Genomic DNA, 19,870 nt, shown 5'->3' on the forward strand with positions numbered 1-19,870 from the left:
GGCGGCGTACGTGACCGGTGTCTGGGCCGAGCTGGCCGACCTGGTGCTGCCGGCCGAGTGCGCCGGTTGCCGGCTCACCGGGACCGCGCTGCGGCACGGGGTCTGTCCGGCCTGTGTTGAGGCGCTCGGCGCGCTGCGTCCCGCCCCGGCGCGACCCACCCCGGCTCCACCGGGCCTGCCGGGCTGCGTGGCGCTCGGGGCGTACCAGGGTGAGCTGCGGGAGATGCTGTTGGCGTACAAGGAACGGGGCCGGCACTCGTTGGCCCGGCCGCTGGGCCGGTTGCTGGCCGAGGTGGTCGCGGAGGCCGCCGGCGCACCGCGGCCGGTGCTGCTGATCCCGGTGCCGACCACCGCGCGGGCGGTCCGCGAGCGGCACGGTGACCACCTGCGCCGGCTGGCCCGGTACGCCGGGCACCGGTTGCGGGCGGCGGGCTGGCCGGTGGCGCTCGGGGCGCCGCTGCGGGCCCTGCCCCGGCCCGATTCGGCCACGTTGGACACCGCCGGCCGGGCCGCGGCGGCGGAGCACGCCTTCACCGTACGGGCGGGGCGGCTGCCGGCCGTACGCCGCCGCGCCGCCGGCCGGTTCGTGGTGGTGCTCGACGACATCGTCACGACCGGGGTGACCCTGGCCGCGGTGACCCGCTCGCTGCGCGCCCACGGGGTACGGGTGGATGCCGCCGCGGTTCTCGCGGCAACGACCCGACGCGGTCGACGGTAACGGTCCGTGCAGGCGATTTCACACGATCGTGCCACAAGCGATGGTTTCTAAAGGTTCTTGGTAGCGAGGGGTGACTATAGACGAGACAGGAGTTAGCGTTTTGTTCACCGGGGGTATGAGGGACTCACCCGCCCCGGGCAAAGGAGGGAGGCGGCGTCATTCTCGACCGGTCGGTGCCGAAGGGCGATTCCTGGGGGCAGGCTGACCGGGTTTTCTGGTTTCCGGACCGTCCGAACACAGGAGGTCACGCATGGATGTCGTGGTCAAGGGCCGTAACGTCGAAGTCCCGGAACACTACCGGGTTCATGTAGCCGACAAGCTCGCGAAGATCGAGCGTTACGATCACAAGCTCATTCGAGTCGACGTCGAGTTGTCCCACGAACGCAATCCGCGACAGGCTGACAACTGTCAGCGAGTAGAGATTACCTGCGTCTCTCGTGGGCCAGTAGTGCGCGCCGAGGCGTGCGCCAAGGACTTCTACAGCGCCCTGGATGTGGCGATAGCCAAGCTCGACACCCGGCTGCGCCGGGCCGCCGACCGCCGCCGGGTGCACCGGGGCAGGCACGCGCCGATATCCGTTGCCGCCGCGACAGCCGGCCTGCCGGTGGCGCCCTTCGGCGACTCCGCCGTGGCCACCCTGACCGCCGAGCCCGAAACGCGGGACGAGCCCGAGTTCGCCGACGACCCGTACGACTACGAGGTTCACGAACCGGGGCACATCGCCCGAGCGAAACTACACCCGGCCGAGCCGATGACCGTCGATGACGCACTGTTCCAGATGGAACTCGTCGGGCACGACTTCTACCTGTTCCTGGACAAGGAAACGGGGCGGTCCAGCGTCGTCTACCGGCGCAAGGGCTACGACTACGGGATCATCGCGCTCACCGAGTAGGGCGTGGGCCGGCCGCGCGGGGCGCAGCGCCAGTTCGCCCCGCCGGCCGGCCCGGATCCGCCGGACGCCGTACCGCTCGGCCGGGACCGCCGGTCACCGGTCCAGATCCTCCGGCAGCAGGCCGTAGAGCAGGTCGTCGAGGCGCTGTCCGGCCGGACCGGGCAGCCGGCCCCGCAACTCGCCCTCCCGCCGGAAGCCGGCCTTCTCCAGCACCCGCCGCGAGCCGGCGTTGTCCGGCAACGCGCCGGCGATCAACCGCTCGATGCCGGCGTCGGCGAACGCCCAGCGGGCCAGCAGCCGGACGGCCCGGGTCGGGTAGCCCCGGCCCCGCCAGGCCGGGCTCATCGCGTACCCGATCATCGCCTGTCCGGTCTGCGGTTCCTGGTAGTAGAGGCCGATCTCGCCGGTCGGCGTACCGCTGGTGGTGTCCAGGATGACCAGGTCGGCGCGTTCGCCGGCCAGCCAACGCCCCGGCGCCCCGGCGCACCGCGCCGCCACCTCGGCCCGGTTCGGGGCGACCGGCGGCACGCTGGACGCGACCACGTCCGGCAGGCTCTGCAACCGGTGGACGAATCCGGTGTGGGCGGCGGTCAGCGGGCGCAGCGTGACCACCCCGTCGGTCAGCGTGCCGCCGGGCAGGTCCGGCAGCAGCCGGGCCGCCGGACCCGGCGGGTCGGTGGCCAGCCGGGCCCAGGCCACCAGGTCGTGCCGGCCGCCGTCCGGGGTGTTCCCGGCGCTGCGCCGGATCCCCTCCCGGCTGAACCCGCTGCCCAGGGCCACCCGTTGACTGGCCACGTTCTCCGGTTCGGTGAGCAGTTCCAGCCGGGCGAAGCCGTGGGTCAGCGCCCGGCCGGCGAGCAGGGTCGCGGCGGCGGTGGCCACCCCACGACCACGGGCCCAGGGACCCACCCAGTAGCCGACCTCGCCCTGGTGCCGCGACGGCGCGACGTGGTCGATGCCGATTCCGCCGAGCAGGCGGTCGGTGGTCGGGTCGGCGATCGCGTACGCCGCACCGCCGCGGGTCCAGACCGTCGCCGTACCCTCGCTGATCCACCAGTGGGCGTCGGCCCCGGTGTACGGAACGGGCAGGTGCGGGAGGAATCGCCTGGTCAGCGGGTCCGAGCAGCCGGCCATCAGGTCGTCGAGGTCGGCATCGCGGAACAGCCGCAGCCGTACGCCCGCCGCCTCGATGGTCTCCCGGTTCATGCCGCGCCCGCGCCGCGTACGCCGCCCGGACCGTCTCCGGCCAGCAGTGCCCCGACCCAGACGTCCACCCGGCCGGACCGGTGCGCGATGCCCTGCCGGTTGATGCCCTCGACCACGAACCCGGCCTTCTCGGCGGCCCGCCGGGAGGCGTCGTTGCCGACGTGGGCCCGCCATTCGATCCGGGCCGGGCCGAGGCTGGCGAAACCCCAGGCGCAGACGGCGGCGAGTGCGGCCGGGCAGTAGCCCCGCCCTCGGGCGTGCGGTGCGACCAGGTAACCGACGTCGGCCACCGCCGGATCGTCGCGGTTGAGTCGGAGTTCCATGGTGCCGGCGAAGTTGTCGTCCGGGTCGGCGATGACGAACACCGCCCCGTCGCCGCGCCCCCACCGCCCCGCCGCGTGCCGGTGGACGAAGAACTCCGCGTCGGAGCGCTGGTACGGATCCGGCAGGCCGAGCCAGCGCCGCGCCAACGGGTCGCGGCAGGCGGTCACGATCGGATCCAGGTCCCGCTGCTCCGGCCGACGCAGCCGGATCTCCCCGTCGGCGGCGGTGGCGAACAGCACCGGTTGCGGGCGGCCGAAGACCGCCGCCCGGCGGGCGACGAGCGAACCCGGCCCGGCCGGACCGCCGGCCCCGGTCGGGTCGGTGTCCGGCTCGACCAGGTCGTCGGGGAGCAGTGAGCCGATCCAGCCGTCGGGTCCGCCGTGCGGGTGCGGCTGGGCCAGTCGGAGCTGGCCCTCGACCCGGAACCCGGCCCGGAGCGCGACCAGCCGGGAGGCGTGGTTGCCGACCTCGGCCTGCCAGATCAGCCGGCGCAGGCCGAGGTCCCGCAACGCCCACCGGGCGACGGCGCGGGTGGCCCGGACCGCGACGGCGCGACCGCGCGCCCAGGGAGCCGTCCAGTAGCCCACCTCGCCGGAGCGCAGGGTCTGGTCGATCGTCACCAGGCCGCAGGAGCCGAGTAGTTCGCCGGTGCCGGCGTGGCAGACCGCGAACGGGGCCGCGGTGCCGGCCGCCCAGCCGGCCGGTGCGACGGCGGTGACGAAGCCTTCCGCGTGTTCTGGCAGGTACGGGGCTGCAACGGTGGTCCACCGCTGGATGTCCGGATCCTGGCAGGCCCGGTGTACGGCGCTCGCGTCCGCCGCCTCCCAGGGGCGGAGCAAGAGGCCGTTCTCGATGATCTCCACGGGCTTCACGCCGGCCATCTTGCCGGAGAGTTCGCCCTGGGCGTAACCGGATTCGGCGCGTCTGCTCGAACCTATAGGGTGAATTGTCCGGTTCGATGGGACCGGTCGTCAACGCGGCTCCCGATTGCCCCGACGGTGCGCCTACGATGGTTCGGCAGACCGTCTAGGGGAGCGTTGATCCGTGTCGATTCTCGAAAAGTTCCTCCGCGCCGGCGAAGGCCGCATGGTGCGGCGGCTGAAGGCCGTCGCGAATGCCATCAACTCGATCGAGGACGACTATGTCGATCTCACCGACGAGGAGCTGCGGGGCCTGACCGACCAGTACCGCCAGCGCATCGCCGATGGCGAGTCCCTCAACGACCTGCTGCCGGAGGCCTTCGCCACCGCCCGCGAGGCCGCCGCCCGGGTGCTCGGCCAGCGTCACTACGACGTCCAGGTGATGGGCGGCGCCGCACTTCACTTCGGCAACATCGCCGAGATGAAGACAGGTGAGGGCAAAACCCTCACCTCGGTGCTGCCGGCGTACCTGAACGCGCTGTCCGGCAAGGGCGTGCACATCGTCACGGTGAACGACTACCTCGCCGAACGTGACGCCGCCTGGATGGGCCGGGTGCACGAGTTCCTCGGGCTGACGGTGGGCGTGATCCTGCCGAACCGGCCGGCCAGCGAGCACCGGGCGGCGTACGCGGCCGACATCACGTACGGCACCAACAACGAGTTCGGCTTCGACTACCTGCGGGACAACATGTCCTGGTCACAGGAGGAGCTGGTCCAGCGCGGGCACAACTTCGCGATCGTCGACGAGGTCGACTCGATCCTGATCGACGAGGCCCGTACGCCGTTGATCATCTCCGGTCCGGCCGAGCACTCCGCCCGCTGGTACGGCGAGTTCGCGGGCGTGGTGGCCCGGCTCCAGTCCGGCAAGGACGGCGAGGGCGACTACGAGGTCGACTACGCCAAGCGGACCATCGCGGTCACCGAGCGGGGCGTCGGCAAGGTCGAGGACCGGCTCGGCATCGACAACCTCTACGAGTCGGTGAACACCCCGCTCGTCGGTTACCTGAACAACGCGATCAAGGCCAAGGAACTCTTCAAGAAGGACAAGGACTACATCGTCAGCGACGGCGAGGTCCTGATCGTCGACGAGTTCACCGGTCGCATCCTGCACGGCCGCCGGTACAACGAGGGCATGCACCAGGCCATCGAGGCGAAGGAAGGCGTGGAGATCAAGCAGGAGAACCAGACTCTTGCCACGGTCACCCTCCAGAACTACTTCCGCCTCTACACCAAGCTGTCCGGGATGACCGGTACCGCCCAGACCGAGGCCGGCGAGTTCCAGAAGGTCTACAACGTCGGCGTGGTGTCCATCCCGACCCACCGCGCGATGGTCCGGATGGACAAACCGGACGTCATCTACAAGACCGAGAAGGCCAAGTTCAACGCCGTCGTCGAGGACATCGCCGAGCGGCACGCGATCGGTCAGCCGGTGCTGGTCGGCACCGTCTCGGTGGAGAACTCCGAGATCCTGTCGCAGCTGCTGCGCCGCCGGGGCATCCCGCACGCGGTCCTGAACGCCAAGTTCCACGCCCGGGAAGCCGAGATCATCGCGCAGGCCGGTCGCAAGGGCGGGGTCACCGTCGCGACCAACATGGCTGGCCGTGGTACGGACATCCTGCTCGGCGGGAACCCGGAATACCTCGCCGCCAACGAGCTGCGCCAGCGCGGCCTCGACCCGGTGGAGCACGACGAGGAGTACGCCAAGGCGCTGGAGGAGATCCTCCCGCGCTGGAAGCAGGCGTGCGACGAGGAGGCCGAGGAGGTCACCGACGCCGGCGGCCTGTACGTGCTCGGCACCGAGCGGCACGAGTCGCGCCGGATCGACAACCAGTTGCGCGGTCGGGCCGGCCGGCAGGGTGACCCCGGCGAGTCGCGGTTCTACCTCTCGCTCCAGGACGAGTTGATGCGGCGGTTCCGGGCCGGGGCGGTCGAAGCGGTGATGGAGCGCTTCAACATCCCCGAGGACGTGCCGATCGAGTCGAAGATGGTGACCCGGCAGATCAAGAGCGCGCAGGCCCAGATCGAGGGCCAGAACGCCGAGGTCCGCAAGGACGTCCTGAAGTACGACGACGTGATGAACAAGCAGCGCCAGGTGGTGTACGCCGAGCGACTGCGGGTGCTCAACGGTGAGGACCTGAGCGACCAGGTCCAGCACATGATCCAGGACACCGTCACCGCGTACGTGACCGGCGCTACCGCCGACGGCTACGCCGAGGACTGGGACCTCGACCAGCTCTGGTCCAGCCTCAAGCAGCTCTACCCGGTCGGTGTCACCGTCGACGACCTGATCGACGAGGCCGGTGGCGAGCGCAACAACCTCGACGGCGACTTCCTGCTCAGCAAGATCCAGGAGGACGCGCAGGCCGCGTACGCCCGGCGCGAGGAGGAACTGGGCAGCGAGGCGATGCGCCAGCTGGAGCGGATGGTGCTGCTCCAGGTCATCGACCGCAAGTGGCGCGAGCACCTCTACGAGATGGACTACCTGCGGGAGGGCATCAACCTGCGGGCCTACGCCCAGCGCGACCCGGTGGTGGAATACCAGCGCGAGGGCTTCGACATGTTCGCCACCATGATGGACGGCATCAAGGAGGAGACGGTCGGCTTCCTGTTCAACCTGGAGGTCCAGGTCGAGCAGGAGACCCCGCCGGCCGCCTCGACCCCCGAGGTGGTGCTCGACCAGGCACCGGTGGAGATACGGGCCAAGGGCCTGGCTCGCCCGCCGCGTCGGCAGGGCCTGCAATACTCCGCGCCGACCATCGACGGTGAGGCGGGCGCCGGCGGTGTGGTCCTGGAGCGCCAGGAGCCGCAGCCGCAGGCACCGGCCCTCGGTGTCGGCCGGCAGGGTCCGCCGCCGCCGTCGGCCGCCCGGCGTACGCCGGCACCGGGCCAGTCGGTCGGCGGTGAGGGTCCCTCCCGCAACGCCCCCTGCCCGTGCGGCTCCGGCCGCAAGTACAAGCGCTGCCACGGCTCTCCGACCGGTTCCTGACCGACCACCGGCCGCCGCCAGCGGTGGTGGCCGGTGGGCAACAGCCGTTCCGGGCCCGGCCCCGATCACCGACAGGTGGCCGGGACCGGGCCCGGTCCCGTTCGAACGGCTCTCGGGCAGCGGTGGTCGTTCAGAGCACCCGGGCGACAGTGGCGAGCCAACTGCCGCGCCGCCGCTCCAGCCGGAACGCGAGCGCCCAACTCCGCTCGCCCCACCCGAGTACGGCCGCCGCCTCGGCGATCCCCTCGTGCGGCTCGCTGACCCGCAGCAGCCGCAGACGCACCCCGCTCGTCCCGCCGCCGGCCGGGGCCGCTTCCCGTGGGCGTAGGCCCGGACGCCGGGCGCGTTGCTCGGCCAGTCGTCGGGTGGCGGCGACGAGTTGCTCGGTGATCGCCGTGGCGTCGGCGCCGACCGACAGCGGTCGGACGTGTGCGGCCGGCCGGTAGCCGTTCAGGATCTCCAGGCAGGTCCCCAGAAACCGGCGGGCCGCCTGCCGGGCCTCGGCCGAGGCGGTGGCCAACGCCTCCGGTGGCAGGGCGGCCGGAGCCCGGTCCGCCGGTGTCGGTCGGCCCCGCTCGGTGCCGCGGGACCCGGATCGTGGCGGTAGCGGGACGCCCAGTGGCAGCGAGAGCTGCCCGTCGAGTCCCGTCGCCCAGGCCGGCCCGGCCAACTCGTCGTCGAACGGTGGGTCGAGCGGCGGCACCGGGCGCAACCGTACGGCGGGGCGGGCGAGTGGCCTGGTCCGTACGGCGGGCATTTGGGTCCTCTCTTGATCTTGCGTTTGCTTTCGTTTGCCTCCGACCGGTTACATTAGTAGCGAACGATGGATGTGGCGTCAAGGTGTCGCGGGCAGCACGAAGCGGGCGGGCGTCACCGTGGGGGATGGCACCGGGTCGAGGGGGCGCGGCGGCAGATCCGGACTACTCCGGGTCGCGTTCGACCAGCGGGTTGCTGCGTACCCAGTCGGCGGTCTCGGCGTACTTGTGCTGGATGTACTGTTCGAGCTGGGCCCGCTCGACCCGCCACTGGCCCCGGCCACCGATCTTGATCGCCGGAAGTTCGCCGCTGCGCACCATGTGGTAGACCTGCGAGTCCGAGACGTTCAGCTCGGCGGCTACGTCGGACAGCAGCAGGAACCTGGGCTCCACGAGCGACTCCCGGTGGTGGGTCGTGTTTGACTCAGTTTGCCATCGACTGCCGGTCCCGCTCGACCACGGTTCCGCCCCGGTCGCCAGCCGTACCGCCGGGACCGGGTCGACCGGGGCGGGTTGCTGATCGGACACAGCCGGGAGGGGCACGCTTCCGGTCCGGGGCGGCGGGGTGTATGACAGGGACGGCGCCGGACGAGCCGGTGTCCTGCGGGTCAGCGACGCCGGTGGCGTCGCCGAGTGGGGGAGACGAGAACCGTGCGCGCAGAACTGGTCCGGGTGTACCTCCCGGCTACCGTGCCGATGCTGGCCCTCCTGCGCAAGCAGGGTGAGCTGCCGGCCGGCGAGGCGCACGCGGTCACCCCGACCCTGCGCGAGTGGTACGCCGAGGGCGACGAGGAGGAACTGGAGTACGTCGCCTTCACCCGGGCCGCGCAGGACGCGCTGCGGTTGCTCCGTGAGGATCCCGCCGCCCCGCGCCGCCGGGTGGTGGTCTCCGCCGACCTGCCGGCCGCCACAGTGCAGCGGACCGAGGTCGAGCTGGGCTCCAGCACCGTACGCCTGGACGGGCCGGTCCCGGTGGCGGCGGTCGCCGCGATTCACCTCGACGACGACGAGGCGGTCGAGGACGTGGGCTTGGCGGTCGCGGTGGTGTCCGAGGCGCTCGCCGGCGACCCGGACGCCCAGTTCACCGTCGACGGCGTCGAGGACCACGAGCTTGCCTGGTACGACATCTCCGAGCTGGACGACCTCGGCTGACCCGTCGGCAGTCCTCGGCTGACCCCGCCGGCGGCCCTCGGGTCGGGGCGGGCGCGCCCGGTGGCGATGGTCAGGCTGGTGGCGATGGTCAGGAGCGGGCGGTGTCCGGCTCCGGTCGGCGGTCGGCGGGGCGCCTGTCGGTCCCGCCCTCGTCCCATCCGATCTCGTCGTCGTCCGCCGAGTCCGGCCGCCCACCCTCGGGCCGCCCACCCTCGGCAGCATCCGGCCCGTCGCCCCCGACGGACCCCGCCACCTCGTCGGTGAACTCTTCGTCGTCGCTGAACTCGGCGTCCGTCTCGTCTTCCGGCTCGGCGGTGGCCGGGCGCAGGGTGCGGCCGAACGCGATGAGGGCGGTGAGCGCGCCGACGAAGAGCACCCACAGGGCCTGGTTCGAGCGGTACTCGCTGAGCTGGTCCTGGAGGCCGCGGTCGACGTCGCTCAGCGATCCGGCGGCGGCCAGCAGCCGGGCGCCGGCGGTCTGGGTGAGCAGTTCCGCCGCGAGCAGCAGCAGGCCGGGTCCGGCGCCCGCGAGCAGGTAGGCGGGCCAGCGGGGCAGGCTGGCGTCGGGATCGAGCGCGATGGTGCGGCGCCGGGCCAGGCCCAGGTAGAAGAAAACCAGCAGGCCGGCGACGAGCCCGCCGCCGATCGAACCGGTGCGGGAGAACCACTCCAGGGCGCTGGTCTGCGACTGGTCGGTGTCGCCGTAGCCGTAGAGCGAGAGCAGCGGGTCCTTGAAGATGTTCAGAACCGTGTTGATCACGAAAACGGTCAGCCCGGCGGCGACCACGGCACCGACCACCGGCACCGCCCGTACGCCACCGGCGATCCCGCCGACGGTGGCCGCGGCGGCGACGGTGCCGGCCAACACCGTGATCGAATCCCCGTTGCCATAGCTCAGGGTCACGGTGAGCGCGGCCAGCAGCCCGACGAGCAGCCCGGCACCGACCGAGGCGGCGAACCGGGGGGTGCTGCGGTGTACCCCGCGCCGGGTCAGCAGGTTGGCCACCACGACCGCCGCCGCGGCGCCGCCGACCATGCTGGCCGAGATCAACCCGGGCAGGGCGAGCGCGGCCATCGCGATCACTATCGAGTTGATGTCCGAGGAGGTGATCTCGGCCTGGCCGATCCAGAGCATCGCGGCGAGCCAGCCGAGCGCCAGCACGCCGAGGCCGAGTGCCGCCGGCGCGTACGCGGGCGCCGCCGTGCCGCCGGCCGGGTCCGACTCGGCCGCGTCGGTGGCCGACCGGTCCGGGGGCGAGACCGCGGTGCTGCCGGACTGTGTGCTCATCGTCTCCCCTTCAACGGGTACCCGCCCGCCGCGCCGGTACAACGGCGGGAGGGGGCGCGGCGTGGCTGGGTCGCCGGGCCTCTCAGCGTACGTGGCGCGCCGGTGCGGGCCGCGCGCCACCTGCGTGGCCCGTCCCCGCCGGCGGCCGTCCCGGTCGTGCCGTGATCGTCTTCGCTCGGGGTGCGTGGGAGGATTGGCGCAGGTCCCACCCCCGGACAACCGGCACCACCGGCGAACGGGCCACGGCGACCGGCCGACCGGCCGGAACAGGTGGGTCCGATTTCGCCGTCGTTGTCGAGATCGTTCAGGAGCATGCGATGGACGCCGTACTTTCCGTACCCGAGCCGCGTAACGAGCCGGTCCGTGACTACGCGCCGGGGAGCGCCGAGCGGGACAGCCTGCAACGGCGGCTCGGCGAACTGGCCGCGGAGCGGCTGGACCTGCCGATGACCATCGGCGGTCGGCAACGGATGGCTGCGGGTGCCGCGATCGACGTCGTACAGCCGCACCGGCACCAGCATGTGCTGGGGGTCACCCACAACGCAACCAACGCGGATGCTCAGGCGGCGGTGACGGCCGCCAAGGAAGCTGCCCCGATGTGGCGCGGTTTGTCCTTTGCCGACCGGGCTGCGGTGTTTCTCCGGGCAGCCGACCTGCTCGCCGGGCCGTGGCGGGACACGCTCAACGCCGCGACCATGCTGGGCCAGTCGAAGACGGCGATCCAGGCCGAGATCGACGCCGCCTGTGAGCTGATCGACTTCCTCCGGTTCAACGTGCACTTCGCCCGCAACCTCCTGGCCGAGCAGCCGAACTCGTCGGCCGGGGTGTGGAACCAGTTCGACCACCGGCCGCTGGAGGGCTTCGTCTACGCGGTCACCCCGTTCAACTTCACCGCGATCGCGGCGAACCTGCCGGCCGCCCCGGCGCTGCTCGGCAACACGGTGGTCTGGAAGCCGGCGCCGACCCAGCAGTTCGCGGCCCACTTCACCATGCAACTGTTCGAGGCCGCCGGCCTGCCGCCGGGCGTGATCAACCTGGTCACCGGGCACGGTGTCGAGGTCTCCGAGGTGGTCCTCGCCGACCCGGACCTCGCCGGCATCCACTTCACCGGCTCGACCAAGGTCTTCCAGCAGCTCTGGAAGACGGTGGGGGAGAACCTCGCCGGCTACCGAGGCTACCCGCGACTGGTCGGCGAGACCGGCGGCAAGGACTTCGTCATCGCGCACAGCAGCGCTGACGTCGACGCCCTGCACACCGCGCTGGTCCGGGGCGCCTACGAGTACCAGGGGCAGAAGTGCTCGGCGGCGTCGCGGGCGTACGTGCCCCGGTCGCTGTGGGACGGCGGCCTGCGGGACCGGCTCGCGGCCACGGTCGAGTCACTGACGTACGGCGACGTCACCGACTTCGCCAACTTCGGCGGCGCGGTGATCGACGCGAAGGCGTTCGCCCGGCACACCACCGCCCTGGACATGATCTCCAATGCCGACAGTTGCCGGGTGCTGGCCGGTGGCACGGCCGACGACTCGGTCGGCTACTTCGTCCGCCCCACCCTGCTGGAGTGCGACGATCCGGGGCACGAGGTCTTCACCACCGAGTACTTCGGCCCGATCCTCGGCGTGCACGTGTTCGACGACGCCCGGTTCGAGGACGTGGTGGCCCAGGCCGAGTCGGTCGCCCCGTACGCGTTGACGGGTTCGATCTTCGCCACCGACCGCCGGGTGCTGGACTGGGCCAGCGAGGCGCTGCGGTACGCCGCCGGCAACTTCTACCTCAACGACAAGCCGACCGGTGCCGTCGTCGGCCAGCAGCCCTTCGGCGGCGCCCGCGCCAGCGGCACCAACGACAAGGCCGGCTCCTGGCTCAACCTGGCCCGCTGGATCTCCCCCCGCACCATCAAGGAAACCTTCGTCCCCGCCACCGACCACCGCTACCCCCACATGCACTAAACCCTCCCTCCCTCCCTCCCTCCCCCCTGATACCCCGCCCCCCTCCCGCCCCTCCCGTCCGCGATCTAGGGCAAATACGTGCTTGTTGATCTCCAATCACACGTATTTGCCCTAGATCGGCGCGGGAGAGGGGTGAGGGGGGAGGGAGGGGGAGAGGGGGAGGGAGAGGGAGGAGGGGGAGGAGGTCTTTCGGGGAGTTGTTGGAAGATTGTGCGGAATGCCGGAATTGTGGCGTACTCTACGCGGCAGCGTGGGTGCTCGGGTGGGTGGGGTGCCGGCGGAGTGGTGGGGCGTGTGGGGTGGTGGGGTGCGTGAGGGGGTGCGAATCGGTGAGGATATCGAGCATCCTCACTGGACAGTCTGCCACGGACAGTGCACAGTGGAGTACAACCTGCCGCAGATCATGCCAAATCCTAGACGCGACGGCGCCAAAGTGGCAGCGTAAAGGGCATGGCGGATTCAGGAATCAACCCAACGGCGGCAGCCCTGCTCGGGCTGCTCCACGAAGGACCAATGACCGGCGGCCAGTTGATGGCCGCCGCCGAACGACGGCTGATGCCGTACTGGTCGATGACCCGGAGCCAGGTCTACCGGGAGCTGCCGGTCCTCGCTGACCAGGGACTCGTCCGGCTCGGCAAGCCCGGACCGCGCTCCAGCCAGCCGTACGCGATCACGGCGGCCGGAAAGCGCACCTTCTCCCGCTGGCTGACCGACGTGCCGGGGCGCGACACGGTGCGCAACCCGACCGCGCTGCGGGTCGCCTTCGGCGAGCAGCACTCGGCGAACCAGCTGCGCAACCTCTACAGCGGGGCGAACGAGTACCACACCGAAGCCCTCGCGATGGCCAGGGAGCAGGCCAAGGACGCCAAGAAGGCCGGTGACTCGTACGGCGCCGCGGCGCTGGAGTTCGCCGTCCAATACCACAAGGCGGCCCTGTCCTGGCTGAAGACGGCACCGGCCAGTTGATCTCGTACGGGAAGCGGTTGCCCTGGGAGTGGGCCGGTTGCGCTGACGGTCGCTATTGTTGACGGTTGTGACCGCTGCCGATTACGCCGACCAGCTCAAAGACCTCGATGCCACGCTCCGCAGCATCGAGGCAGTCCTCGATGTCGACCGGCTGCGCCAGGACAAGGTCAAGCTCGAAGAGGCGGCCTCCGCGCCCGACCTGTGGGACGACCAGGTCAAGGCCCAGGAGGTCACCTCCCAGCTCTCCTACGTCAACAGCGAGATCGAGCGGCTGGGCAGCCTGCGCAGCCGCCTCGACGACGCCTACGTCCTGCTGGAGCTGGCCGAGGCGGAGGACGACCCCGGTGTGCTCGGCGAGGTCGAGACCGAGATCGGCGGGCTCGGCAAGGCCATCCAGGAGATGGAGGTCCGCACCCTGCTCTCCGGTGAGTACGACTCGCGTCAGGCGCTGGTCGCGATCCGGGCCGGTGCGGGCGGGGTGGACGCGGCCGACTTCGCCGAGATGCTGCTGCGCATGTATCTGCGTTGGGCGGAGCGGCACGGGTACCCGACCGAGGTCTACGAAACCTCGTACGCCGAGGAGGCGGGGCTGAAGTCGGCCACCTTCGCGGTCAAGTTCCCGTACGCGTACGGCACTCTGAGTGTTGAGTCGGGCACCCATCGACTGGTCCGAATCAGCCCGTTCGACAACCAGGGGCGGCGGCAGACCAGCTTCGCCGGTGTCGAGGTGCTACCGGTGACCGAGCAGACCGACCACATCGACATCGCGGAGAACGAGATCCGGGTCGACGTGTACCGGTCGTCCGGGCCAGGTGGACAGAGCGTGAACACGACCGACTCTGCGGTACGGATCACACACATCCCCACCGGCATCGTGGTCACGTGTCAGAACGAGAAGTCCCAACTCCAGAACAAGGCCTCCGCGATGCGGGTCTTGCAGTCACGGCTACTGGAGCGCAAGCGCCAGGAGGAGCAGGCTCGACTGGCCGGTCTGAAGACCGACGCGGCCGGCTCCTGGGGCGACCAGATGCGCTCCTACGTGCTGCACCCTTATCAGATGGTGAAGGATCTGCGAACTGAGCAGGAGACCGGCAATCCGACCGCGGTCTTCGACGGCGAGCTGGACGGCTTCATCGAAGCCGGGATCCGCTGGCGCAAGCAGCGTCAGCTGGCCGGCGAGGCGGCCTGAGCGATGGCCCGCCGAGACGCACGGCGCGTCGGCGGCGGGCCACTCCTTTCCGACATTGCGGGCCGATTGAGGGCCCGTGGGGCTTGGACTTTTCGTTACACCGCGTAGACTCACGACCCGTGATTCAGCTTGAGCAAGTGACGAAGACGTACCCGAAGGCGTCCCGGCCATCGCTCGACGACGTGTCGGTCTCGATCGAGAAGGGTGAGTTCGTCTTCTTCATCGGTCCCTCCGGATCCGGCAAGTCGACGATCATCAAGCTGCTGCTGCACGAGGTGACTCCCAGTAAGGGGAAGGTCGTGGTCAACAGCCGCGACGTCACCGGGATGCGCTCCTGGAAGATCCCGAACTTCCGGCGCTCGATCGGCTGCGTCTTCCAGGATTTCCGGCTGCTGCCCAACCGCACCGCGTACGAGAACGTGGCCTTCGCCCTTGAGGTCATCGGCAAGACCAAGGCGGTCGCCCGTCGGGTCGTGCCCGAGGTGTTGGAACTGGTCGGCCTCGGCGGCAAGGAGCACCGCTACCCGCACGAACTGTCCGGTGGCGAGCAGCAGCGGGTGGCGGTGGCGCGGGCGTTCGTGAACCGGCCGTTGATCCTGCTGGCCGACGAGCCCACCGGAAACCTCGACCCGGACACGTCCATCGAGATCATGCGTCTGCTGGACCGGATCAACCGCACCGGTACCACGGTCGTGATGGTCACCCACGACTCCAACATCGTCAACCAGATGCGCCGCCGCGTTATCGAGATCGAGAGTGGTCGCATCGTGCGCGACCAGGCCCGTGGCGTCTACGGCTGAGCCCCGGCGCTCGGACGGCCGTACCGGCCCTGACCTGACGACGAACGACCCTCTGCGGAGATCCGGAAGGAACCCCCGATGCGCGTGAAATACGTCCTGTCCGAGGTGTTGGTCGGACTGTGGCGCAACGTGACGATGACCATCGCGATGATCATTACGATGGCCGTGTCGTTGACGATGCTGGGCGCCAGTGGCCTGATGTACCTCCAGGTCGACACCATGAAGAACTTCTACTACGACAAGATCGAAGTCGCGATCTTCCTGAAGGTCGACGTCCCGGACGAGCAGCGGCTGGGCCTTGAGGGCGAGTTGAAGAGCGACCCGCTCGTGGAGGAGGTCATCTTCGAGTCGGGTGAGGACGCCTACAACAAGTTCCGGACCATGTTCCAGGACGCACCGGACCTGGTGAACGCGGTCAAGCCGGAACAGCTTCCCGAGTCGTTCCGGGTGAAGCTGAAGAACCCGGAGGAATACCAGGCGGTCTACGAGAAGTACAAGGACACCGAGGGGGTCGACGAGATCGTCGACCAGCGGCGACTTCTCGACAAGATCTTCAACATCCTCAGCGCGGTGCAGAAGATGGGCCTGGTGGCCGCCACGATCATGGCGATCGCCGCGCTGCTCCTGGTCGGGAACACGATCCAGGTCGCCGCGTACAGCAAGCGGCGTGAGGTCGCGGTCATGAAGCTCGTCGGTGCCTCCAACTGGTTCATCCAGGCACCGTTCGTGCTTGAGGCGGTGGTGGCCGGTCTCATCGGCTCCCTCATCGGCTTCGGCGCGCTGGTCCTGGGCAAGGTCTTCCTGCTGGACGGCTCGCTGCGGGACCTGACCGACCTGCTCACCCCGATCGAGTGGAGCCGGGTGCTGCTGATGCTGCCGCTGATGGCCGGCGCCGGGTCGCTGATCAGCGCGGTCACCGCCTGGGTCACCCTCCGCTTCTACCTGCGGGTCTAACTTCCGGTACGGCGATCGGCGGCGGATCCGTCGGTTCCGGGTACGAGTCGGACAGTCGGACACGAGGGCTCCCGGTGGCGCGAAAAGCGCTAACCGGGGGCCCTCGTGCACGGGGTAGCATTCTGCGCGGTCGTCAACGCCAGTCCGGCGGCCGTCGAACAGCGGAAAGGGGTGGCGCGGATGCCACGGGAGAAGGGGCGCAAGGTTGTCGCCTCCAACCGGAAGGCGCGCCACGACTATGCCATCCTCGACACGTACGAGGCGGGCATGGCGTTGACCGGCACCGAGGTCAAGTCGCTGCGGGCGGGACGTGCGTCGCTGGTCGACGCCTTCGCCCAGGAACGCAGCGGCGAGCTGTTCCTGCACGGGATGCACATCCCGGAGTACACCCAGGGCACCTGGACCAACCACGAGCCGCGCCGGACCCGCAAGCTGCTGCTCAACCGGATCGAGATCAACCGGCTGCTCGGCAAGCTGAAGGAGACCGGCCTGACCCTGGTCCCGCTGTCGGTCTACTTCAACGACGGCTGGGCGAAGGTGGAGATCGGCCTCGCCCGGGGTAAGAAGTCGTACGACAAGCGCCAGGACCTGGCCAAGCGGGACGCCGACCGCGAGATCGCGAAGGTGGCCGGTCGCCGTGGCAAGGGCATGGACTGACCTGACCTGGGCAGACGCGCCGGGGCGGGGATCCGGAATCAACTCGCTGGCGCGAGGCGTTAAGGTTGGTGTGGCTGCCACGTCAGGTGGCCCCGTCTAGGGGGTGACTGGTTTCGACTTCGTACGCTGCGTCAGGGGAAGCGAGCCGAGGAAGCCGACGTCGTCTCGAGAATCGGTCGTCGGAAACCAATAAGCGCCAAGCAAAATCGCGCTGACTTCGCTCTCGCCGCCTGAGGCGAGTAGCAAGTCTGTCGGCCTGGGAGTGCCTTCGTCCCAGTCTGCCGGCATCAGCTAGAAGGCTGGCCAAGCGAACCCGGTCGCGGGGTTCGTGCGGCGAGATTAATCAGCGACTGGGCCCGTCACACCAACTCGCTCGCGTGATCGGTGGGGCCGAGTAGAGGCATAGCGAGCTGCGCTCGGAGAAGTCCTGACAATCCGACGAAGGACCCGGGTTCGATTCCCGGCACCTCCACCAGCGATCTGCGCCCCGGTCCCCGGACCGGGGCGCAGAGTCGTTTCCGCCCACCCACCTGCCTGCCCACCCACCTGCCTGCCCACCCACCTGCCTGCCCGCCTGATCCGGTCCGGGTTGGGGCGGATAGGGCAACTTTGGGGCTGGACACCGGCGGGGTCCTGGACTCACCATCAGCTCAGGCGGTAGGCGCTCACGGAGGTGCGTCATGGTGACCGGCCCGATCCAGCACCCGGTGGCGGCGTTCCCGATCGACGACCCGGCCGCCCTGCGGGCGGCGCGACGGCACCGGGTCACGCTGCTGCGCGAGATCCACGCCTTCGAACAGGCCCTGGCCGGTCCGGCCGGCGACCCGCAGTGGCGACCGCGCTTCGGTCTGCGGCTCGACGGGCTGCGCGGCGAGTTCACCGAGCACGTCAGGCTGACCGAGGGCCGGTCCGGGCTCTACGCCGAACTGCTCGACCGGGCACCCCGGCTGGCCCGGACCGTACACGCGTTGCTGCGCGAGCATGCCGACGTGGCCGCCGTACTCGCCGCGTTGCAGCGGCGGGCAGCACTGCCGGAGGCGACCACCGAGGAGCTGCGCGGTTCGGCCGGGGACCTGCTGGGCCGGTTGTCCCGGCACCGGCAGCGCGGAGCGGACCTGGTCTACCGGGCGTACGGCACCGACATCGGCCGCCCGAACTGACCGATCCGGCGCCGGCCGGGGACCCGGTGTACGGAACCCGACAGTGTCCGGCGACGTCTGATCGATATGCGACGTTCCTCCGCCCCGCTGGGCCTGGCGATGATGGTGACCCTCGCCGCGTGCGCGCAGTCGGACCCGTCCACCGGTTCCGCGCCGCCCGAAAGCCGGGAGGACGCGTTCCAGCAGCGGGCGACCGAGGTCGCGACGGCCTGGCAGACGCAGTCGGCCCCGGACTGGCGCGGCGGGTACGTCCCGTTGCAGGATCCGACCGTGGTACCGGCCGGGGCCAGGTTCGGTGACGACACGAAACAGGCGTTCGCCGCCGGCTGGTACCGGGAGCGGGTCGCGCTGCCGGCGGCCGTACCGGCGGACGGGACGATCACCTTCCCGGACGGCACGCTCACCGTGCCGCTGGTGAGTGCCGCCGACGCGTACCGCCAGCTCGACCAGGGCGACCCGCCGCCGTGCCCCGACCAGCCGGCGCAACCGCCGCCGGCCCCGGCCGGAACCGGGCCGGACGGGTCGGTCAGCGGGCCGGCGACGACCGCCTGCACCCCGCTCACCGTCACCAGGGTCGAACCGGGCACCACCACCATCCGGACCAGCCGGGGCGAGGCGACGGTGCCGGCCTGGCTGTTCACGGTCGACGAGATCGGCGCCCGGATCGCCCGGGTGGCCGTCGCGCCGAGCGCGACCGGGGCCGTACCGGAACCGGCCGTACCGGCGGGCACCCCGGCCGAGGGTCTGGTGGGCGCGCAGGACATGGTCGGGGTCGACGGGCTCGGGCTCACCTACCGGCTCGGCGTCGGCGCCTGCGACAAAGAGATCACCCCACTCGTACGGGAACAGGGCGACCTGGTGCTGGTCGGCGGTACGGCGGTCCGCTCCGACGGCATGTGCACCGAACAACTGCTGCTGCAACCGGTCACGGTGACCCTGGAGGCACCGCTGGCCGCCCGTACCGTGCTCGACGCCGTCTCCGGGCGGCCGCTGATCCTGACCACGGCCCGCTGATCCTCCTCGGCGGCCCGGTCCGGGCAGCCGCGCTCGCGCGGCGCGTCCTGATCCGCCGGCGGTCTCCCTGCCGCCGGCGGATCAGGGCAGTTCGATCGGTAGGGTGATCCCGTCCAGGCTGTGCGCGCAGGCGCAGGAGCGCTCCAGCGGCAGGGTGGCGACCGCGTCGAGCAGCAGTTCCCGCAACCGTTCGGTGTTCTCCCCGAAGACCCGGAACACCTCCTCCTGGGTCACGCCCCCGCCGCCCTCCACCCCGGCGTCCAGATCGGTGACCAGGGCGATCGAGGTGTAGCAGAGGGCCAGCTCACGGGCGAGTACGGCCTCCGGATGCCCGGTCATGTTGATCACCGAGCCGCCGATGGAGGTATACCAGCGCGACTCGGCCCGGGTCGAGAAGCGCGGACCCTCGACCACCACCATCGTGCCGCCGTCACCCACCTCGATGCCCTGCCGCTGCGCCGTGGTCAGCACCGTCCGCCGCCCGTCCGGGCAGTACGGGTCGGCGAACGACACGTGCACCGCACCGGTGTCGTAGAACGTCTGCTCCCGGCCGCTGGTCCGGTCGACGAGCTGGTCCGGGACCACGAACGCACCCGGTCCCAGTTCCGGCCGCAGGCCGCCGACCGCGCATGGGGCGAGGATCTGCCGTACGCCGAGCGAGCGCAGCGCCCACAGGTTGGCCCGGTACGGGATCCGGTGCGGCGGATGCCGGTGATCGCGCCCGTGCCGGGGCAGGAAGGCCACCGGTCGGCCGGCTATCTCGGCAATCGTGATCGGGTCGGAGGGAGCGCCGTACGGGGTCTGCACGGTGTGCTCGGTAGCCCCGTCGAGGAGGGCGTAGAGGCCGGAGCCTCCGATGACGGCAAGCTCTGCGTGTGCACTCACGGGGCCTACCCTGCCATCCCCGGCCGCCCCGCCGTCCGGTAGCCCCGGCCGCCCACCG

The 19,870-nt window shown here is 70.7% G+C and carries 18 protein-coding genes and 1 other RNA gene; 13 read left to right on the forward strand and 6 right to left on the reverse strand.

Annotated elements, in window-relative coordinates; genetic code table 11:
• The first annotated feature begins 10 nt into the window (after window positions 1–10).
• Window positions 11–718 carry a ComF family protein gene (locus tag OG792_RS04460; protein ID WP_329107583.1) on the forward strand — a complete coding sequence of 236 codons (708 nt, stop codon included), beginning with the start codon at window positions 11–13 and terminating at the stop codon, window positions 716–718.
• Window positions 719–968: 250 nt separating this feature from the next.
• Window positions 969–1,610: a ribosome hibernation-promoting factor, HPF/YfiA family gene (hpf, locus tag OG792_RS04465; RefSeq protein ID WP_329107586.1), complete on the forward strand. Its 642-nt coding sequence runs from the start codon at window positions 969–971 to the stop codon at window positions 1,608–1,610.
• A 93-nt stretch (window positions 1,611–1,703) separates the two neighbouring features.
• On the opposite strand, the gene OG792_RS04470 is transcribed toward hpf, so the two are convergent.
• Together OG792_RS04470 and OG792_RS04475 are read right to left on the reverse strand one after the other, a co-directional pair.
• Window positions 1,704–2,816, reverse strand: a complete 1,113-nt coding sequence (locus OG792_RS04470; protein WP_329107588.1) for a GNAT family N-acetyltransferase — start codon at window positions 2,814–2,816, stop codon at window positions 1,704–1,706.
• Window positions 2,813–4,021, reverse strand: a complete 1,209-nt coding sequence (locus tag OG792_RS04475) for a GNAT family N-acetyltransferase (protein WP_329107590.1) — start codon at window positions 4,019–4,021, stop codon at window positions 2,813–2,815. The genes OG792_RS04470 and OG792_RS04475 overlap by 4 nt, the downstream gene beginning before the upstream one ends.
• A gap of 163 nt (window positions 4,022–4,184) precedes the next feature.
• Between OG792_RS04475 and secA the strand changes: the two genes are divergently transcribed.
• Window positions 4,185–7,046, forward strand: coding sequence for a preprotein translocase subunit SecA (gene secA / locus OG792_RS04480; protein WP_329107592.1), 2,862 nt, complete (start codon window positions 4,185–4,187; stop codon window positions 7,044–7,046).
• Between the two features lie 130 nt (window positions 7,047–7,176).
• On the opposite strand, the gene OG792_RS04485 is transcribed toward secA, so the two are convergent.
• Complete coding sequence (locus OG792_RS04485; RefSeq protein ID WP_329107594.1) at window positions 7,177–7,803, reverse strand: Rv3235 family protein; 627 nt, start codon at window positions 7,801–7,803, stop codon at window positions 7,177–7,179.
• A gap of 163 nt (window positions 7,804–7,966) precedes the next feature.
• Window positions 7,967–8,194: a helix-turn-helix transcriptional regulator gene (locus OG792_RS04490; RefSeq protein ID WP_329107596.1), complete on the reverse strand. Its 228-nt coding sequence runs from the start codon at window positions 8,192–8,194 to the stop codon at window positions 7,967–7,969.
• Between the two features lie 258 nt (window positions 8,195–8,452).
• Between OG792_RS04490 and OG792_RS04495 the strand changes: the two genes are divergently transcribed.
• Window positions 8,453–8,953 (forward strand): DUF6912 family protein, encoded by a 501-nt coding sequence (locus OG792_RS04495; protein WP_329107598.1) that lies wholly within the window; start codon window positions 8,453–8,455, stop codon window positions 8,951–8,953.
• A gap of 88 nt (window positions 8,954–9,041) precedes the next feature.
• Here OG792_RS04495 and OG792_RS04500 read toward each other — a convergent pair whose 3' ends face one another.
• Window positions 9,042–10,241 (reverse strand): hypothetical protein, encoded by a 1,200-nt coding sequence (locus tag OG792_RS04500; RefSeq protein WP_329107599.1) that lies wholly within the window; start codon window positions 10,239–10,241, stop codon window positions 9,042–9,044.
• 317 nt (window positions 10,242–10,558) lie between these two features.
• On the opposite strand from OG792_RS04500, the gene pruA reads away from it, so the two are divergent.
• The 9 genes from pruA (at window position 10,559) to OG792_RS04545 (ending at window position 18,927) form a co-directional block, all read left to right on the forward strand.
• Window positions 10,559–12,187, forward strand: coding sequence for an L-glutamate gamma-semialdehyde dehydrogenase (gene pruA, locus OG792_RS04505; protein WP_329107601.1), 1,629 nt, complete (start codon window positions 10,559–10,561; stop codon window positions 12,185–12,187).
• A 450-nt stretch (window positions 12,188–12,637) separates the two neighbouring features.
• Window positions 12,638–13,153: a PadR family transcriptional regulator gene (locus OG792_RS04510; RefSeq protein WP_329107603.1), complete on the forward strand. Its 516-nt coding sequence runs from the start codon at window positions 12,638–12,640 to the stop codon at window positions 13,151–13,153.
• Between the two features lie 67 nt (window positions 13,154–13,220).
• Entirely contained in the window at window positions 13,221–14,342 is a 1,122-nt protein-coding gene (gene prfB / locus OG792_RS04515) for a peptide chain release factor 2 (protein ID WP_329107604.1), read from the forward strand.
• A gap of 119 nt (window positions 14,343–14,461) precedes the next feature.
• Window positions 14,462–15,142, forward strand: coding sequence for a cell division ATP-binding protein FtsE (ftsE, locus tag OG792_RS04520; protein WP_326560837.1), 681 nt, complete (start codon window positions 14,462–14,464; stop codon window positions 15,140–15,142).
• 78 nt (window positions 15,143–15,220) lie between these two features.
• On the forward strand, window positions 15,221–16,096 hold the full coding sequence (gene ftsX, locus OG792_RS04525) for a permease-like cell division protein FtsX (protein ID WP_329107608.1): 876 nt from the start codon (window positions 15,221–15,223) through the stop codon (window positions 16,094–16,096).
• A 180-nt stretch (window positions 16,097–16,276) separates the two neighbouring features.
• Window positions 16,277–16,753, forward strand: a complete 477-nt coding sequence (smpB, locus tag OG792_RS04530) for an SsrA-binding protein SmpB (protein WP_329107611.1) — start codon at window positions 16,277–16,279, stop codon at window positions 16,751–16,753.
• 99 nt (window positions 16,754–16,852) lie between these two features.
• Window positions 16,853–17,228: a transfer-messenger RNA gene (ssrA, locus tag OG792_RS04535) on the forward strand.
• Window positions 17,229–17,433: 205 nt separating this feature from the next.
• A complete protein-coding gene (locus OG792_RS04540; protein ID WP_329107613.1) occupies window positions 17,434–17,913 on the forward strand; it encodes a hypothetical protein in 480 nt (159 codons plus the stop codon).
• A 66-nt stretch (window positions 17,914–17,979) separates the two neighbouring features.
• On the forward strand, window positions 17,980–18,927 hold the full coding sequence (locus tag OG792_RS04545; RefSeq protein ID WP_329107615.1) for a hypothetical protein: 948 nt from the start codon (window positions 17,980–17,982) through the stop codon (window positions 18,925–18,927).
• 81 nt (window positions 18,928–19,008) lie between these two features.
• Here the strand turns inward: OG792_RS04545 and OG792_RS04550 are convergent, their stop codons facing one another.
• The gene (locus OG792_RS04550) at window positions 19,009–19,812 is read right to left on the reverse strand and encodes an S-methyl-5'-thioadenosine phosphorylase (RefSeq protein ID WP_329107617.1); all 804 of its coding nucleotides are present in this window, start codon (window positions 19,810–19,812) and stop codon (window positions 19,009–19,011) included.
• Window positions 19,813–19,870 lie beyond the last annotated feature (58 nt).

Source organism: Micromonospora sp. NBC_01699, assembly GCF_036250065.1.
In the GTDB taxonomy this organism is placed as follows: Bacteria; Actinomycetota; Actinomycetes; order Mycobacteriales; family Micromonosporaceae; genus Micromonospora_G.

Coding starts and splice junctions, on each gene's coding strand:
- OG792_RS04545 (WP_329107615.1), top strand. CDS start 17,980: ATGCGACGTTCCTCCGCCCCGCTGGGCCTGGCGATGATGGTGACCCTC.
- hpf (WP_329107586.1), top strand. CDS start 969: ATGGATGTCGTGGTCAAGGGCCGTAACGTCGAAGTCCCGGAACACTAC.
- OG792_RS04485 (WP_329107594.1), bottom strand. CDS start 7,803: ATGCCCGCCGTACGGACCAGGCCACTCGCCCGCCCCGCCGTACGGTTG.
- ftsX (WP_329107608.1), top strand. CDS start 15,221: ATGCGCGTGAAATACGTCCTGTCCGAGGTGTTGGTCGGACTGTGGCGC.
- smpB (WP_329107611.1), top strand. CDS start 16,277: ATGCCACGGGAGAAGGGGCGCAAGGTTGTCGCCTCCAACCGGAAGGCG.
- OG792_RS04475 (WP_329107590.1), bottom strand. CDS start 4,021: ATGGCCGGCGTGAAGCCCGTGGAGATCATCGAGAACGGCCTCTTGCTC.
- OG792_RS04470 (WP_329107588.1), bottom strand. CDS start 2,816: ATGAACCGGGAGACCATCGAGGCGGCGGGCGTACGGCTGCGGCTGTTC.
- OG792_RS04500 (WP_329107599.1), bottom strand. CDS start 10,241: ATGAGCACACAGTCCGGCAGCACCGCGGTCTCGCCCCCGGACCGGTCG.
- OG792_RS04540 (WP_329107613.1), top strand. CDS start 17,434: ATGGTGACCGGCCCGATCCAGCACCCGGTGGCGGCGTTCCCGATCGAC.
- OG792_RS04510 (WP_329107603.1), top strand. CDS start 12,638: ATGGCGGATTCAGGAATCAACCCAACGGCGGCAGCCCTGCTCGGGCTG.
- pruA (WP_329107601.1), top strand. CDS start 10,559: ATGGACGCCGTACTTTCCGTACCCGAGCCGCGTAACGAGCCGGTCCGT.